The organism is uncultured Nostoc sp., assembly GCF_937863485.1.
Lineage (GTDB): Bacteria > Cyanobacteriota > Cyanobacteriia > Cyanobacteriales > Nostocaceae > Nostoc.
In genome coordinates this window covers 17339-34223 of sequence record NZ_CALMFY010000216.1, presented here as the reverse complement: position 1 = coordinate 34223, position 16885 = coordinate 17339, and the positions used below count along the sequence as shown (strand labels likewise).

Annotated in this window: 12 protein-coding genes and 1 pseudogene; 6 read left to right on the top strand and 7 right to left on the bottom strand. The window is 42.1% G+C overall.

Annotated elements, in window-relative coordinates; translation table 11 throughout:
- Positions 1 to 994: 994 nt before the first annotated feature.
- From Q0541_RS29145 to btpA, 3 genes are all read right to left on the bottom strand, one after another.
- Positions 995 to 3190, bottom strand: coding sequence for a CHASE2 domain-containing protein (locus Q0541_RS29145; RefSeq protein WP_298919495.1), 2196 nt, complete (start codon positions 3188 to 3190; stop codon positions 995 to 997).
- Between the two features lie 441 nt (positions 3191 to 3631).
- Positions 3632 to 4621, bottom strand: coding sequence for a vitamin K epoxide reductase family protein (locus Q0541_RS29140; protein ID WP_298919493.1), 990 nt, complete (start codon positions 4619 to 4621; stop codon positions 3632 to 3634).
- Positions 4622 to 4769: 148 nt separating this feature from the next.
- Positions 4770 to 5618, bottom strand: coding sequence for a photosystem I biogenesis protein BtpA (btpA, locus tag Q0541_RS29135; RefSeq protein WP_298919491.1), 849 nt, complete (start codon positions 5616 to 5618; stop codon positions 4770 to 4772).
- A 672-nt stretch (positions 5619 to 6290) separates the two neighbouring features.
- On the opposite strand from btpA, the gene rimO reads away from it, so the two are divergent.
- From rimO to Q0541_RS29120, 3 genes and pseudogenes are all read left to right on the top strand, one after another.
- On the top strand, positions 6291 to 7610 hold the full coding sequence (gene rimO, locus Q0541_RS29130) for a 30S ribosomal protein S12 methylthiotransferase RimO (RefSeq protein WP_298919489.1): 1320 nt from the start codon (positions 6291 to 6293) through the stop codon (positions 7608 to 7610).
- 191 nt (positions 7611 to 7801) lie between these two features.
- The gene (locus Q0541_RS29125) at positions 7802 to 9331 is read left to right on the top strand and encodes a DEAD/DEAH box helicase (RefSeq protein WP_298919487.1); all 1530 of its coding nucleotides are present in this window, start codon (positions 7802 to 7804) and stop codon (positions 9329 to 9331) included.
- A 189-nt stretch (positions 9332 to 9520) separates the two neighbouring features.
- Positions 9521 to 10100: pseudogene (locus tag Q0541_RS29120) on the top strand (Uma2 family endonuclease).
- Positions 10101 to 10110: 10 nt separating this feature from the next.
- Here Q0541_RS29120 and Q0541_RS29115 read toward each other — a convergent pair.
- The 4 genes from Q0541_RS29115 to Q0541_RS29100 form a co-directional block, all read right to left on the bottom strand.
- The gene (locus Q0541_RS29115) at positions 10111 to 11058 is read right to left on the bottom strand and encodes an aldo/keto reductase (RefSeq protein ID WP_298919485.1); all 948 of its coding nucleotides are present in this window, start codon (positions 11056 to 11058) and stop codon (positions 10111 to 10113) included.
- A 261-nt stretch (positions 11059 to 11319) separates the two neighbouring features.
- Positions 11320 to 11544: a hypothetical protein gene (locus tag Q0541_RS29110; RefSeq protein ID WP_273769333.1), complete on the bottom strand. Its 225-nt coding sequence runs from the start codon at positions 11542 to 11544 to the stop codon at positions 11320 to 11322.
- A 240-nt stretch (positions 11545 to 11784) separates the two neighbouring features.
- The gene (locus Q0541_RS29105; protein ID WP_298919480.1) at positions 11785 to 12465 is read right to left on the bottom strand and encodes a hypothetical protein; all 681 of its coding nucleotides are present in this window, start codon (positions 12463 to 12465) and stop codon (positions 11785 to 11787) included.
- A 31-nt stretch (positions 12466 to 12496) separates the two neighbouring features.
- Positions 12497 to 13507, bottom strand: coding sequence for a hypothetical protein (locus tag Q0541_RS29100; protein WP_298919478.1), 1011 nt, complete (start codon positions 13505 to 13507; stop codon positions 12497 to 12499).
- Between the two features lie 252 nt (positions 13508 to 13759).
- Here Q0541_RS29100 and Q0541_RS29095 point away from each other — a divergent pair, with 252 nt between their 5' ends.
- The 3 genes from Q0541_RS29095 to Q0541_RS29085 all read left to right on the top strand — a co-directional run bounded on the left by Q0541_RS29095 (position 13760) and on the right by Q0541_RS29085 (position 16830).
- On the top strand, positions 13760 to 15193 hold the full coding sequence (locus Q0541_RS29095) for a BCD family MFS transporter (protein ID WP_298919476.1): 1434 nt from the start codon (positions 13760 to 13762) through the stop codon (positions 15191 to 15193).
- 70 nt (positions 15194 to 15263) lie between these two features.
- Positions 15264 to 16070 carry an inositol monophosphatase family protein gene (locus Q0541_RS29090; protein WP_298919474.1) on the top strand — a complete coding sequence of 269 codons (807 nt, stop codon included), beginning with the start codon at positions 15264 to 15266 and terminating at the stop codon, positions 16068 to 16070.
- Between the two features lie 220 nt (positions 16071 to 16290).
- Positions 16291 to 16830 carry a hypothetical protein gene (locus tag Q0541_RS29085; protein WP_298919472.1) on the top strand — a complete coding sequence of 180 codons (540 nt, stop codon included), beginning with the start codon at positions 16291 to 16293 and terminating at the stop codon, positions 16828 to 16830.
- The last annotated feature ends 55 nt before the right edge of the window (positions 16831 to 16885 follow it).

The window sequence follows — 16885 nt, the reverse complement described above, 5'->3', positions numbered from 1 at the left end:
TCGCTAGCGCTATTGCTATCAGCGAGTCCCGCTACCATGCTGACTGTCGGGACCACCATAATTTGGTGGGATATATATGTCTTTTAAATTTTGAGAATTGACCTTGGGAGCGATTAAAGCTTTGCTGCTAGTAGTGGGCAAAGTATTAGCACTTGCACTGCTGAAGATACATGTGTAAGTGGCAATTTTAGGTAGTAGGATATAAGCACTTATGCACAATACGATAAACTTTGTAATTCGGAAGTTAGTTTTCATAAATTTCAGTAAAATTACTAATTTTTAATTTCAAAACGTATTTTTTATGGACGATCGTATATTTACTTACTTTTTTGTAAAAAGATTTCAAATTTATTAAATTCTTACAGTTAGTGTACAAGTCATGGTGGTATCTACTTGTAGTTAAAGATTAATCTGCTGGTATTAAATAGTTTTGATACTTAATTGGTATTCTTAAAGATGCTGTTTTCACATCAGTCGAAAGTTAGATATGTTGATAAATCCGATCAAAATTTCGCCTAAATCACTATTTTATTAATAGTATCTTTATGTTCATCAGTATAAACACTATGTTTTTTAAAAAATGAAGCTCATAAAAATCTCAAAAAATACTTATTTTTTTGTAGTAGGTTAAATTTAATTACAGTAAAGATAAAACAACAAAATTCCCAGATAACAAAAATTTTAAAAACGTTTGAACTATAAAATACCGTAATAAACCGAGTAAATATAAGTATATTTATTGAAAGTAAAAATACTTTTAAAATTAAGATAGTTTCCTAATTACCTTTGATGACTAATTCCTTTCCTACCTATGTTCTTAGGTTTAGTCAAAAGCCTTGCTAGGTCTCTATATTGCCTAAAAAGCCACCTCTAGGCATATACACAATGGTTTTTCAAGACAGTGCCTTGAACGTGTTTCAAGTCCACATTCCTAATTTTAGGGTAAAAATATTGACTAAAGTGAGAAAAGTCTGGAGGCTTGACTCTTGACTAATTAAGCAAACTCGTAGCGATTTTTACCCAGGCGCTTGGCACGATACATTGCTGCATCTGCTTGTTTCATCAAAGTTTCACTGTCTTGACTGTTGTATGGGTAGACACTAATGCCAATACTGGCAGAGATTCGGATTGCATCGCCGTCTACAACAATTGGCTTGATAATATTGCTTAAAATTTTTTCAGCGACTTTAGCAGCTATTTGGACATTAGGAATTGCCCGTAAAATTACAGTAAATTCATCGCCACCCAAACGAGAAACTGTATCACTAGCGCGTAAAGATTTGCTGAGTCGTTCAGCGATAGTCATTAGCAAGCGATCGCCTGTCTCGTGCCCCAGAGTATCATTGACTTGCTTAAAGCCATCTAAATCAATAAACAGCACTCCCAGCAACAAGTTGTCGTCTTGCGCCCCGTGTAATGACTTGTAAAGTTGTTCGGCAAAAAATTTGCGATTGGATAGACCAGTGAGCGGGTCGTGATTTGCTAAGTAACGCAAATGGTCTTCTTTGAGTTTGAATTCATCGTTAGAGCGGGATAGTTCAGCAGCGGTACACTTGAGACGTTGCTCTGTGAGCTTGTGCTGAGTAATATCTCGGATGACCCCAACTAAAAATAAATTGCCAGCTGCATCTTTGTGAAGCGATCGCTTAGTGGCGATTTTATGAGTCTGACCATCTGCATTCGTAAATTCTTCTTCATGCTCCTGGGGTTGCTGAGTCTCGAAAACAAGATCATCGTGTCGTCGAAACACATCGGCTTCATGTTTCGGCAAAAAGTCATAGTCTGACTTTTCAATTAATAAGTTATTTGAATAACCGATAAATCGACAATATGCCTCATTTAAAACAATCCACTGATGTTGTTCATTTTTCACAAAAATTGGATCAGAAATTGTGTTGATTACGTGATACAAAAATTCTTTGGAACGTTTCCACTCTTCCTGCATGTGGGCAATATGACTGGTTATCCAAATAGCTGAACTACCAAAGCTAAACAGTGAGGGAATAATCGGTATCCACCACCCATACAAGAAAGCAACGTACGCACTCAGGCTTAATACAAAACAAGAAACTAGGATACTGATCAGGTTCCTAGTTGCGTGTCGTATCCGCCATGTCGTCACGGCTCCCAGATAAGACCAGATAAAAATCCACAAATTTTCCACTAAGTCAGGCCAGACTTTGAGTAAGGGTCGTCCTTGCAGAGCAGCGGAGATTAACTCACTAATAAAATAAGCTTGTAGTTGAATACCAGGTACAGGCTTTGCCGTCCCCCTCAGACTGCTGGAGTAAGGAATAAATACAAAATCTTGAAGACTGGGTGCAATGGAGCCAATGAGTATAATCCGATCTTTAATTAAGTTTTCTTCGACTTTATCTGCCAGTACATCTTTCATCGATACCTGGCGAAAACTATCAAATTCTCCACATGAACTTTGACATTTGGGTTTGGGAAAATTGGTCAAAATTTGGTAGCCTCCAGCATCAGCTCCCACATAACCACCATCATTAGCCTGAAAACGAGTAAATACTGCCTTACCCAATTGCAAATACTCAGGGTTGCTTTTTGCTTTGCTGGGAGTAATATTTTCTGACTTTAAATACAATTTAGCCAACTTCAGGGCAAAACTTTCGTGTACCTGATTATCAACGTGCCAATACAACAAGCTGCGACGGACTTTAACATCAGAGTCATACAGCACGTTGTTAAAGCCCACTTGATTTTGATTTAATCCCAGTGGAGGTAAAACACTAACGTTTTTGTCATTTGCTAGTTGTTCAATACCAATCAAGTTGGGCATTGACTTATAAGCATTAGGCAGTTCTTGATTAACAGGCTTTACTGGCAAATTTCGGTAGATATCTAAGCCAATAGCACGGGGTTTGTGGACGTTTAATTTTTGCAACAGTTGGGCAATATTTGTATCTGGAATCGGCCAACCTACTTCGTTTAAATAAGCCTCATCAATTACTACGATAGTAATACGATCTTCTGGCGGTTCATTTGGACGTAAGCGAAAAAATTGATCCAAAGCTGCTAACTCCAAAGATTGCAATAATCCGATGGAGTGCAAAAGTAGGACGCAGACTGCAACGATAGCGGCAGTAATTAACTCCCTGTGTCCTCGACGAAGCGATTGTTTCAATCCAAAGATTAACTTCACACAATGCTTGCCTAGCTGCTGATTCATTCCCATTACCTAGTAGTCTGTCAAGAACTAATTGACGGATAGAGGTGCTAATGTTAATAACGTTACTTTTCAAACAACCTCTAAGCTCGACTTTATCCATTTTTTGAAAACATCAACGCTGAAGGTGAAACCTTTGTGGGACAGTAGTTTTACTTTATGAAGTTCAACGATAACTAATGACATGGAAAAAGTTTGTGCTAAAAAGCTAGGGTTTTTGCCGGATAAAGAAAACTTAGGTGCTCATTTTGGATAAAGTCGAGCTAAGGTGTTTACGGATAAAAGCCGCTGGAAAATTAGGAAAAAGCGTATTGGACAACACCTCTTGTCTATTACCAAAAATAAAAAAGCCAACTGGAAACAAACTTTGCTGTATTCATCCAGTTGACTATAGGGTGCGAACTACATGGTACCGCTAGGTCGGTGCAGGCTTCCTCAAGGCAATTACTTGAAATACTTGAAGTTACGGGGGCCTGTGTAACCAGAAACTTTCGCCAGTTCCTCTAAGTTTTGGACTGCGCTATACCTTGTACCATTGATGATCCAAGTGGGGAAGCCTTCAATTTTTGCAGCTTTACACTCGTCCGCTATCACGTTTGGATTATTGGCAGAAGCACACTCAACCTTAGCAATTTCCTTGTAAGCTTCTTGGCCAAAGATCAGCTTTTGTTCGTGGCAATGGGGACACCACCAAGCAACATATTCTTTAGCACCGATGTTTGTCAAGTGACGCGCCAGCTGAATTTCTGCCTCACCAGAAGTAGTGGTAATTTCCCAACCAACTCCAGGTTTAGGTTCCTTCTTGTTGGGATCAAAGGAAATTTTTACAGGTTGTCCAGAAGTTGATTCAACTGGGTTATCAGCTACTGGATTCACGCCAGCATAGACGCCTAAAGTCCCAATCAGCGTTACCATCCCCACAATAATGGCGGTAAAGAAGATTTGCCCAATATCCTCCCAAGTCCGACCGATGATTGTCAGTACCAAAAGACTCAGAGAAAACAAAGCTGAACCAATACAGTAGGGACAAGTGGCTTTGATTTGAAATGCCAGCAGGTACATTAAGTAGCCACTAAAGACAGACATAGCGATCGCTCCAGCCAGCAGCAGCAACCAGGTCAAGTTTTCTAAATTTGAGCGCGGCTGATTATTTTGCTCTCGGTTAACTGCCAAGGGAGCCAAAGCCAGTACTACCATACTGGTGTATGCCAAAAACCCAAACAAGGCTAATGGCTGACCAAAAACTGTTGCCCAAGCACTGGAAAGCACATCATTACAGCCTTTGACACCAGCCTGTGCCACACAAGCTGCACTGTTTCCTGTTAACTTTTCTATGGTGAGATAACCTGTTGTCAGAGCACCACATCCAGCGATCGCGGCAATCAATGGCCGCGACCATCTATGAATCCAAGGAGTAGAACGGCGGCGAATCATAAACTGCTATTGGGGATTGAGGATTGGTAAAAGTTAGGAGTTAAGAGTTAAGAGTAAGGAGTGAAAAGTTAAGAATAAGGAGTTAGGAACAATTAATTTAAAACTGATAACTCATAACTCCTAACTCCTAACTCTCTTTCGCCACTCCCTAAGAATGTAACTTCACTTGTTCTGCTGATTTGCTTTCATTTTTGGAGTTCCAATTGTGACGTGCGGCTTCTACAAATTGGCTGACGCGAATTGGGTCTATTGGTTGCTCTATGCGTCCGTGACGTTTCAGGGAACTGGAAACTATTACACCATCTGCTGACTGCATCAATGTATCAATATTTTCCCAATTGGCCCCACTACCGATGAACACTGGCGTGCCAGATGCTGCATCACAAGCTAGTTCCAAATCTTCTAAGTTAGGAGGGCTACCAGTAGCCCAGCCTGACAAAATCACCCCGTCTGCTAAACCCCTTTCAATGGTGTCTTTCACGGCGACTGTGAGATTTGGAGAACTCAAAGGACGGGCGTGCTTCACCAACACATCGGCCAGGATTTTAACATCAGAGCCTAACTCCCGTCGATAGCGGAGTAGTTGATAGGCTTCTCCCTCAATTAATCCCTGGTCGGTTGCCATCACCCCTGTGAGAACGTTGACACGGATGAATTGCGCTTGTACACAGCTAGCGATCGCCATTGCACTTTTGGCGTCGTTTCGCAAAACATTTAAGCCTATAGGCAAAGGCACTAAATTTTGTATCCGCTGCACCACAATGGTCATCGCACTCACAACCACTGGATCAACTTGGTTTTTGGTAAACGGCGCATCGAAAAAATTCTCCACGATCAGTCCGTCAACCCCTCCGCTTGCCAAGGCTGCGGCTTCTTGTTCGGCGCGGTCAATCACCGTTTTTAGGCTACCTCCCCAACGAGGTGAGGTCGGCAGTGGTAGTAGGTGAACCACGCCAATAATCGGTGAGCGAGTTTTAAATAGTTGATATAAGTCCACGTCTTTAATCCGCCTCGCAAAGTCCAGAGTCCACAATTTTTTGACTATTGACTATATGACCCTTGACTCTTGACTTCTCATTAACTAGTCAAATGTGTTTTATGATAGTCGGTTTCCTGCCTCCTTCCTTAGATGGAAATTGGCATCAAACCTCCCATAAGATATGTTAAGATAAAACTTGGCTACAAGAGGAGTTTGCCACTCACTAGACGCGAGGCAGCTTTCCGTGGTTTAGGCGTCTCGTCCGCGCACTGTCGTAGGACTTGCCAATCGCCAGGGTAGCATTACTGCTTTATAGGCGTAGTCGCTTTCGTCGATTTCCCTGAGGGTAGCGACTTCTCACAACAAGCCCTTTGGGCGGCTTCCCGATGGGTAGGTTAACAACGCACACGCTGCGGTAATGTAAAATACCAATAGGCGAATTGTTAAAAAAGATTACGAGTGTCAAATGTACCCAAAGACACTTCAATTTACCCTGGGGAACAGATTGATAGGAATATCATAACATGACCTCTATTTTTATTTATTGATAGGGTTATGAGTCCACAGACAGTTGTTGACAGTGGGGATTTGCCACTGCACTGTTTTCATGAGGATGCTGATAGCAAAAAAGCGAAGTTAGCACTTGAATGTTTGACTACAAGAAGAAAAAAATGAAGATTTTTTCAAAATATGGGTGACAAGCCAACAATTGCCATTTCTCACTTGGGCTGCGAGAAAAATCGAATTGATACAGAACACATGCTGGGAATGCTCGTAGAAGCAGGCTACGGTGTAGATACAAATGAAGAGTTAGCAGATTACGTTATTGTTAATACCTGTAGTTTTATTGAAGCAGCGAGACTTGAATCTGTCAGAACTTTGGTAGAACTGGCAGAGGCAAACAAAAAAATTGTAATCACTGGCTGTATGGCGCAACACTTCCAAGAACAACTTTTGGAGGAGTTGCCCGAAGCAGTAGCGGTGGTGGGCACAGGCGATTATCACAAAATTGTAAATGTAATTGAGCGTGTAGAACAAGGTGAGCGGGTCAAACAGGTTAGTATCGAACCAACCTACATTGCCGACGAAACTACACCGCGCTATCGCACGACAACCGAGGGCGTAGCTTACCTGCGGGTTGCAGAAGGATGTGATTATCGTTGTGCATTTTGTATAATTCCTCATCTTCGAGGAAACCAGCGATCGCGTACTATTGAATCTATAGTCGCCGAAGCGGAGCAGTTAGTTAGTCAAGGGGTAAAGGAAATTATTCTAATTTCCCAAATCACTACTAATTACGGTTTGGATATTTACGGTAAGCCAAAGTTAGCCGAATTACTTCGCGCTTTGGGGAAAGTAGATATACCGTGGATCAGAATGCATTACGCTTATCCCACGGGACTGACCCCAGATGTGATAGCGGCGATTCAAGAAACACCCAACGTCTTGCCTTACCTGGATTTGCCCTTGCAGCATTCTCATCCAGATATTCTCCGCGCCATGAACCGTCCTTGGCAAGGACGGGTAAATGATGGGATTATAGATCGCATCAAAACGGCGCTACCAACAGCCGTACTGCGGACAACATTTATTGTTGGTTTCCCAGGAGAAACAAGCGAGAATTTTGAGCATCTATTAGAGTTCGTCCAGCGGCATGAATTCGACCATGTTGGTGTCTTCACCTTTTCCTCTGAGGAAGGAACCCCAGCTTACAAGCTACCAAATCAGTTGCCCCAATTGGTGATGGACGAGCGCCGATATCAACTTATGGAACTCCAGCAACCGATTTCTCAAAAGAAAAATCAACAGGAAGTAGGCAAAATTGTTGATGTCCTGATTGAGCAAGAAAATCCTGAAAGTGGTGAATTAATCGGTCGTTCAGGTAGATTTTCCCCAGAGGTTGATGGTCTGGTGTATGTCAAAGGCCAGGCAAAGTTAGGAACCATCGTGCCAATAGCGATTCACCACGCTGATACATACGACCTCTATGGTCAAGTAGTCAATAACTAAATTGTCATTTGTTTTTTGTTAAATGACCCTTACGGGTTCGCCCTTCTGGTGAGGTATTTCCTCATCGGGATTTTCCCTAAGATTCCGCTGGCTGACCAATGACTAATGACCATTGTACAGACGCGATTAATCGCGTCTCTACTGACTAAATGACTAATCCAAAAATCCTTAGAAAAAATTTAGGAGAATTAATGACTCTTTCATTTCAAGAATTAGGCATTTCCCAAGAACGTGTCGAACAAATAGAAAAAATCGGTTTTACCGAACCAACTAACATTCAAGTGCAAGCAATTCCCCAATTGCTAGCTGGTCGTGATGTGGTAGGTCAATCTCAAACTGGAACAGGCAAAACAGCAGCATTTTCACTGCCAATTTTAGAGCGGCTGGATATTAATCAAAAAGCCGTGCAAGCCATAGTTTTAACGCCAACTCGTGAATTAGCAATGCAAGTTCACGATGCGATCGCTCAGTTCATCGGCGATGAAGGATTGCGGGTGTTAGCAATCTACGGTGGTCAATCAATTGACCGCCAAATGTTACAACTCAGACGTGGCGTTCACATGGTAGTGGGCACTCCAGGACGGGTGATCGATTTGCTCGATCGCGGCTGTTTAAAGCTCGATCAAGTGAAGTGGTTTGTGTTGGATGAAGCTGATGAAATGTTGAGCATGGGCTTTATCGACGATGTGGTGAAAATCCTCTCGCAAGCGCCCGTAGATCGCCAAACAGCTTTATTCTCGGCAACAATGCCACCATCGATTCGGATGTTAGTGAACAAGTTCTTGCGATCGCCTGCTACTGTCACCGTTGAGCAGCCAAAAGCCGCTCCCAACAAGATTAATCAGGTAGCTTATCTGATTCCCCGCCACTGGACAAAAGCCAAAGCTTTACAGCCGATTCTGGAAATGGAAGATCCAGAAACAGCTTTAATCTTTGTTCGCACCAGACGCACAGCCGCAGAACTCACCAGTCAGTTACAAGGCGCTGGTCACAGTGTAGATGAATACCACGGTGACTTGTCGCAACAAGCACGGGAACGGTTATTAAGCCGCTTCCGTAACCGTCAAGTCCGCTGGGTGGTAGCAACTGATATTGCCGCCCGAGGGTTAGATGTCGATCAACTCTCTCACGTAATCAACTACGATTTACCCGATAGCGTAGAAACCTACGTCCATCGCATTGGTCGTACTGGTCGTGCTGGTAAAGAAGGAACAGCAATTTCTTTAGTTCAGCCATTTGAGCGGCGCAAACAGCAAACATTTGAACGTCATAACCGCCAAAATTGGCAAGTGCTGACGATTCCCACACGGGCACAGATTGAAGCGCGACACATTCTGAAATTGCAAGAACAGGTGCGGGAAGCTTTGACAGGTGAGCGTTTGGCTTCATTCTTGCCGATTGTCAGCGAACTGATTGAAGAATACGATGCTCAAGCGATCGCCGCAGCGGCACTGCAAATCGCTTACGATCAAACTCGTCCCGCTTGGTTGAGTTCAGACGTGGAAATTCCCCAAGAGGAATCTTCCGCTCCCAAACCCAGACTGGGCAAGCGTCGTGAATCTTCCAGCGATCGCCCTCGTTCTGCATGGAAATCAGATAGCAGCACTGGTGAAGAAAGACATTCTTCTCCCAAGCCAAAACTGCGGACAAGTGGGCAGGATTCTTCTGCATCCCCTAGTAAAAAGATAGGTTCACCTACAGCTAGAGAATCAGCTTCTTAGTCAAGAGTTAGAAGTTAATCAATTTTGGATTTTAGATTTTTTCTTCAATCCAAAATCCAAATCTAAAGTTGGAGAGTTGAGAGTTAAGAGTCAAGATTTTGACTTTGGCTCTTGACTTTTTAGCTTTTTGGGTAACTTTTTCTACCAGTTTCTAGGAAGATAAATTAAAGATGCATTCTTCGTGGTCTTATGTTCACTATTCCAGACTTAGAGCAACTACAAGCAGAGCATCCAGAATGGCAGATGGAGCTGGTAGACGGAAATATACTGATTATGGGCCCATCAGATTATGAATCAGAGGAAATAGGTATAGAGTTTGCAAGACAGATGGGTAATTGGGTACGCCCACAGAGACTAGGACGGGTAACGGGTTCTAGCGCGGGTTTTATTTTGCCTACATTAGAAAGTGAAAACGGAAAAGAAGCTGATAACGAAAAACGAAATCTTCGCGCTCCCGATGTATCTTTTGTTCGTGCTGATAGAATGAAAACAAGCAAGCGCGACTTTGTGGAATTGGTGCCTGACTTGATGGTAGAGATAAAATCTAAGTCAGACCGGATCAAACCACTGGTAGAAAAGATTCAGCTATTCTTACAACTTGGAACTACGGTTGGTATGCTGATTGATCCTGACAAATTGACACTCACCGTTTATCGGCTCAACCAAGAACCAATAGTTTTGCAGGACAACGACAAACTAGACACTACCAGACTTATTACCAGGTTGGGAGCTAGTAGTGTCAGAAATTTGGCCTCCTGTGTTTGAGTAGTTCAAAAATATTACAGCCAAGGACGACTAACTAGTTCTAACTCTCCAATTTCATCGTCGCTCAATCTCCAGCCCAAAGCGCCAGCATTCTGCCGCACCTGTTCGGCTGTCTTCACCCCAGCAATGGGAATAACGTTCCCCTGAACAATTAACCAGTTGAGAGCTACTTGGGCAGGGGTGCGATCGTATTTTTCCCCGAAGTTGCGTAGCAAAGATATGACTGGGGCAATTTTTTGCAGACCTTCTTTCTTAAATCGCGGGTCTATTTTCCTCGCACCAGTGGGGGTTTCAGTACTATCAATAGTGTACTTGCCTGTAAGTAATCCTTGTGCTAGAGGACTATAAGCCAAAATAGTCACACCCAAATCACGCGCAGTTGCCATAATACCTTTGCTTTCAATTTGGCGACTGAGTAAAGAATAGCGTACTTGGTTCACAGCCAAAGGCACTCCACGGGCCGCCAATATTTGATGCGCGTCTCGCATTTGCTCTGCTGAGTAATTACTCACACCGATTGCGGCAATTCTGCCCCGCTTCACTTCATCCGCTAGGGCATTCATCAAAGTTTTTTGACTTAAAAAGAAGGCAAAAGGCCAATGCACTTGGTACAGGGCGATTTGCTCTAATTGTAAACGTTTGAGGCTGTCTGTTAAAGCATCAGAGACGGATTGGGCTGTAAATCGCCACGGTAGGGGGCCAAATTTTGTGGCGATTTGTACAGGTTGTTGTGTCTGTTGCAAAAATTGTCCCAAAAATTTCTCTGATAGTCCCATTCCGTAGACTTCGGCAGTATCAAAGAAGGTAACACCAGCCTCTAAGGCTGCTGTAAAGGCTTCTTGTAACTGTTCTGGGCCGTAGGCATTGCCATAATTCCAAAATAGTTTATCACCCCAAGCCCAAGTGCCTATGCACAAGGGTGTAACAACTGGGCCATTTTGCCCCAATGTGATATTTTCCACGGTTGCAAAATTTAATTTATTTACATTTCTTTACTTTTATAGTCTATCGTCATAGACAAAATTGGGTATAGGGAAGTTGATGTAGTATGTTTACGGTGCGCCAGCACTTGGCCGTAACTCTTGTTGTGCGTAGGCGTAGCCCGTCGTAGACATCGCGGCTTGCATAAAGATTTACAAATTACACCTGAGAATCTACTATTCTCAGAATAAAGGGAGGTTAATAACCTCCCTTTTATAATAGTTGAGTGTATTTACTTGTATTTATGAATTAGATGATTTATCCTGCTTGGCTTTTTTGATTAATTCCATGTAGACATTAATCTCACTAATTTCTAAATCATGCTCAACTCTGGTTACTTTCCATCTCTCCTTTTTTAGGTAAACTTCCTCTCCTACTCTGGGAGTAAATTGGAGATCATAGAATTTTTTGAGAAAATCTTTTTGGTTTTCTTCCCATAATATTACTTTGACTGGTTCTTTACTCATTGCTTATGCCTTTTTTGTAACTAGATGAAGGTAAGTAGTTTGAGGACATACATACGGCAAGTTTATCTTACTAATTCAATGGAATAGCGTAGTTAAAACCACATTTTCACATTGATATTTTTATGGGGTTCGATTGCGTCCGATAAAGTTACAGCGCAATACCATAACTATAGTAAGTATTCAGGCATATTTTCAGAATATCATTTCATTGCCATACTTCGGACAAAAATTGAGCAGGTTTTATACCTCAAACCCTGATTCAGCCGTGGGCGGGATATTATTTTCAAAGTCAGATGTGGAGCTAACTTTGAAAAAATAGCTCGTTCCTTTGAAACTGTTCAAACAAATGTGCCGAGTATTGTTCATTAGAATTCTCTCCTTATTCAATTCGTTTTCTCTTGACAATGCTTTTTTCGTCGATTCTTCATTGTTTATATTTGATGGATTTGAAAAATATATTGGACTGTTAAAAATAATTTTGCGTTGAACAGCAGCAATAAGATTGCGTGCATAATAGTCACTGGGTACACAAATTAACTCTTCATTTATTTTGCAGAGAAAATTATTTGTAAGTTCTACTGCGTTAACAAATCCCTTTAAAGCAGCTTCTGTTGGCTCTCTATCAATATCCCACATCAGAGAAATCAGATTATGCTGTAATCTAACTGCTAAACGCAAACAATCTTTTTCTACTTCATTTAAAGCGTGCTGGTGAGTTAAATCGAGAATCGGTTTTTTTGTTTCATCAGCTAGTTCATAGTATTTTTGCTCCAAGTTTGTATATTTATCAGCTAGTTCATTTGCAACAGTTCTATGATGCTTGGCTGCTTGTCTATCACTTTCCCCAACAGCGTGAGTAGTAAAAGCACCAACAACAGCTCCAACAGCTAATCCAAGAGCGCCGAAAATAAAAGGAAGCATAAAAACTATGTAATCCTCTGAAATTTAATTCCTATTTTTCTGTGGGAAGATGAGGCAGCTGAGAACCAGCAAGCAATTTACTATCTGCTGATGTTAATCCTAGAGATTTAGCAATAGCGACTGATTCACCTAACCGTTGCATAGCCCCTTCTATTCCTGGTGCAATTGGACGATTTGTAATTTCTTGATTAATTACTTCTGCTTGAGCTAAAAACTCTAGATTTTTCTGATGTTCATAAATCAGTTCGTTCTCAATTGCTTGTAATCTTTCTAATTCTTGTTGAGTTAAAGATTCATAATAGATTTTCACCGTTTGTTTATGGTCATCAAGGATTTTGAAAAACTCGTAAACCATACCCACAGTTCCAACAACAGCTAAAACTGGTGCGGCTGCGGTTAAAGCGATCGCAATTGGTGGACAAGCTGCTGCTACTGTTGTGGTTACAAATGCTGTCACACCCCCAACTGTGCCGCCTTTTACGGTATCTTTCAATGTTCCTATAGCGGCTTCTTGTGCAGAAATTTCACCTCGAACTACGCGCAGCGCGTTGGTTAGTAACGAAAATGGTGCTGTCGTCGCTACACCAATTACTGCTCCTAGAGGCGCGGCTTTAACACCTGCTTTGACTGCACCTGTTAGGTTGTCAAAATACCATTTAGCATCTAGTCTTATTTGCTCCTGCGAAGTCATGGGTTTATTGCCACGGGCTAAATTATCTTTGGCGTTTTCCCACTTGATATTTTTGGGATCATTTGAGCCACCTTGGCTGTGGGGTTTGACGTGACTAGCGTGTTTATCTAAGAGGTATTTTTGGATATTAACATCAGTAGATTTGCCATCAATCCCTGCTCTTTGAGATGGAGGGATTTTATCTAACATTTCTTGGGCTTGCACTCTGGTTCTGATCGGATCACCAGGTCGAATCCCACCTTTATATAATCTACGGGCTGCACTTAAAGATAAATCCTGTAATCGGGCATGTTGAACGTTAATGTTGGCAGCAGCGTTAAAAGCAGAATTATGCTTTTGTTGGTTAGACATGGATAAACAAATATATTGTGATGTATTACGTTTCTTTGCTTCATACCAAAGCATGGTATGGGCTTATTTTCTTATGGTTCCCATTTGGGCATCAGATGCGATCGCCTCCGATGAAGTCATGAGCATCGTAATCGGTCACATTTGAGCGCGATCGCAACTTTCACTTTTCGTTCGCTGATTTCGAGCAGGTAGGGTTTATCTTTATTTAAAGAGAGAGAGATTAAATCCTATAAACCATACAAAAAACTAGCTATGGCAAGTGGTGAAGTATTTGATACCAAAACAAAATCCCTATCTGTGCCAAGGGTAAACCTACTGACCATGTTTCGGCTGGGTTTATTTCAAATGGGGTTGAGCATGATGTCCATTTTGACTCTGGGGGTACTCAACAGAGTCATGATTCAAGAAATAGCAATTCCGGCAACGCTGGTATCAGTAGTTCTAGCACTGCCTTTATTTGTTGCTCCTTCCCGTGTCTGGTTCGGCCAGATTTCCGATGCCAAGCCGTTATGGGGATACCACCGCACAGCTTATGTTTGGGTGGGCGCGGCAATATTTGCGATCGCAGCATTTTTAGCTGTACAAGTGATGTGGCAGATGAATTTTGCTGGAAATAGTAGAGGTGCTTGGGTATGGACAACCCAAACAATCGGCTGGACAGCACTTTTGGCTTTAGTTTTCGCTGTATATGGTCTAGGAATTTGTGCTAGTGGTACTGCCTTTGCTGCTTTGTTGGTGGATATATCTGAAGAAGATAACCGTTCCAAAGTAGTTGGTGTGGTCTGGTCGATGCTAATGGTGGGGATTATTGTTGGGGCAATTATCAGTGCCAGCTTGCTGAAACAGTTAACGCCAGAAACAACGGTAGAAACCTTACAAGCAGCAATCAACAGGTTGTTTACTATCGTTCCAGCAATTGTATTTGGTTTGGCGATCGCAGCGACATTGGGCGTAGAAAAAAAGTACTCCCAATACTCAACTCGTTCCACACTGGTGAACCGGGAAGACAGCATTACTCTAGGCAATGCTTGGAAAATATTGACAGCTAGCCCACAAACAGGTATATTTTTCACCTTTTTATTGGTGATGACTATCAGTTTGTTTATGCAAGACCCGATTTTAGAACCTTATGCTGGTCAAGTATTTAAAATGCCCCTAGCGGAAAGTACCAAATTAAATATTTTTTATGGAACAGGTCTACTGATTGCCTACGGGGTTACTGGCTTTTACATTGTCCCGCGTTTAGGTAAGCGCAGAACTGCACGTCTAGGCTGTATGTTAGTAGCATTCTGTTCAATATTGCTAGGTATATCAGGATTCACAGCTAATGCAGCAGTTCTCAAACTAGGTTTGGTATTGTTCGGTTTAGCCACAGGTTTCTTAACAACGGCAGCAATTAGCTTGATGTTGGATCTCACAGCAGCAGAAGCCGCAGGTACGTTTATTGGGGCATGGGGGTTAGCGCAGTCACTCTCTAGAGGTGTGGCGGTGGTAATCGGAGGTACAGTTTTGGATATTGGACGCAAACTGCTACCTAGCCTAGAGTTAGCTTATGGACTGGTATTTGTTCTGGAAGCTGTGGGAATGGTGCTGTCGATTTGGTTTTTGAATCGGGTGAACGTCACAGAATTTCAAACAAGTACAAAGCTTGCGATCGCTTCGGTTTTAGAAAGCGATTTAGATTAAACTAGAAACTTAAACCAACCCGAATCTACCTAATCTTGGCTCAGGAACGTCTTTGCGCGAGAATTAATCAATGAGTGATTTTTGGACAACAATTCTTGATTTTGCCCAAATTACCACTACCAGAGTGGGGAAGCAGCTTATGCAAGATTTTGGGCAAGTACAGGCTGACCAAAAAGCTGATGGTAGTTTGGTGACACAAGCAGATAAATGGGCAGATCAGGAAATTCGGGATGCGATCGCTTCTAATTTTTCTGGTTACGGCATTTTGAGCGAAGAGAGCGATCAGTCATTTCCCGGTACGGACTGGTGCTGGGTAATTGACCCTTTAGACGGTACAACCAACTTTACACGCGGCATTCCCATCTGGACAATTTCTCTGGGTTTACTGTATCAAGGCACACCCATTTTTGGTTATGTTTACGCACCACCGTTGAATCAAGCTTTTCATGGTTTCTGGGCAGGTTCATCTGGTTTAGCAACGCCAACAGGAGCATTTCTCAACTACCACCCGATCCACACCAGTGCTGATAGTCCCAGCAACAATCACTTTTTTAACCTCTGTTCTCGTAGCACCGCAGTAATCAAAAACGGCTTTCCCTGCAAAATTCGGATGTTGGGTGTGGCTAGCTATAACTTTTTGACAGTTGCCACTGGGGCTACTCTGGGTGGTATTGAAGCGACACCAAAAGTTTGGGACTTAGCGGGGGCTTGGGTAATTGTCCAGGCTGCTGGCGGGGTTTGGTTATCGCTCAATTCTGAACCGTTTCCGTTGTCACCAGGAGAAGATTATAGCGATCGCTCTTTTCCCACCCTTGTTGTCAGTCGTCCCGAATTAGTTCCGGTATTTCAACCTTTTCTAGATGGCGTAAAAATTTAACTAGTCCGCCGCTCTTGTACCTGGAAACAGTGATTTTGTTAACCAGCCTAGTGAGCGGCGACATACCCGACATTAAAGTTAACAAAGCCCTAGTCAGACAGAGAATTGAGTATAAATAAAACTGGTAATAATTCTGATTTTAGTTCAATATCAGTGTAGTTACTAATCTAAATAGCGTTGTGACTTCCATCACACTGCTTGATTTAGTATAAATAATTTTATGTTGTCTAATTTAGATTTAATTCGAGAGTTTGTGCAAAACTCTATCCAGAAAAAAGAAGTTTTGTTGTCAAATCCTTCTTTGACAGCGCAAACAGTGTACAAGACTAACCAACTGACACTAAAAGCTGAAGGTGTGATTGCTACCGTCCAACTATCTAACACACTATCTGAATTCTGGATTTCTCCAAAATCATCCCAGTGGGAATTGCTAAATCAGGCATTAGCAGAATATAGTTATCTCCTCAAAGGAAAAGTAGATAGTCGGGGTTTCTATCAGTATCAATACTGCGAAGTTCCCAAAGGCTATCGGATGCACTGTACTCAATCTGTGCTTATATGGCGAGCTTGGTGGAAATATCGCAAGTATACTTTAAGACCAGGGATTCCATTAGAACTTCTGATCAGGACACGAGAATCATGGTATCCAATTAGAGATTTAATCATTAGCGACGGACTTCTTTATATCAAAACTTTAGGAAGCGAGATAGCACTTGACTCAGATGACCTGGTTACTTGGTTAAGCAAAATTGACAGCTGAAAGTGAGTAATTGTTGAAAAATGCTGAGATTTTTTTCTAGACTTTGAGACTATAA

Bases quoted from the DNA above. Each gene is read 5' to 3' on its own strand.
- Q0541_RS29145 (WP_298919495.1), bottom strand. From the start codon at position 3,190: ATGAATCAGCAGCTAGGCAAGCATTGTGTGAAGTTAATCTTTGGATTG.
- Q0541_RS29140 (WP_298919493.1), bottom strand. From the start codon at position 4,621: ATGATTCGCCGCCGTTCTACTCCTTGGATTCATAGATGGTCGCGGCCA.
- rimO (WP_298919489.1), top strand. From the start codon at position 6,291: ATGGGTGACAAGCCAACAATTGCCATTTCTCACTTGGGCTGCGAGAAA.
- Q0541_RS29125 (WP_298919487.1), top strand. From the start codon at position 7,802: ATGACTCTTTCATTTCAAGAATTAGGCATTTCCCAAGAACGTGTCGAA.
- Q0541_RS29110 (WP_273769333.1), bottom strand. From the start codon at position 11,544: ATGAGTAAAGAACCAGTCAAAGTAATATTATGGGAAGAAAACCAAAAA.
- Q0541_RS29105 (WP_298919480.1), bottom strand. From the start codon at position 12,465: ATGCTTCCTTTTATTTTCGGCGCTCTTGGATTAGCTGTTGGAGCTGTT.
- Q0541_RS29100 (WP_298919478.1), bottom strand. From the start codon at position 13,507: ATGTCTAACCAACAAAAGCATAATTCTGCTTTTAACGCTGCTGCCAAC.
- Q0541_RS29095 (WP_298919476.1), top strand. From the start codon at position 13,760: ATGGCAAGTGGTGAAGTATTTGATACCAAAACAAAATCCCTATCTGTG.
- Q0541_RS29090 (WP_298919474.1), top strand. From the start codon at position 15,264: ATGAGTGATTTTTGGACAACAATTCTTGATTTTGCCCAAATTACCACT.
- Q0541_RS29085 (WP_298919472.1), top strand. From the start codon at position 16,291: ATGTTGTCTAATTTAGATTTAATTCGAGAGTTTGTGCAAAACTCTATC.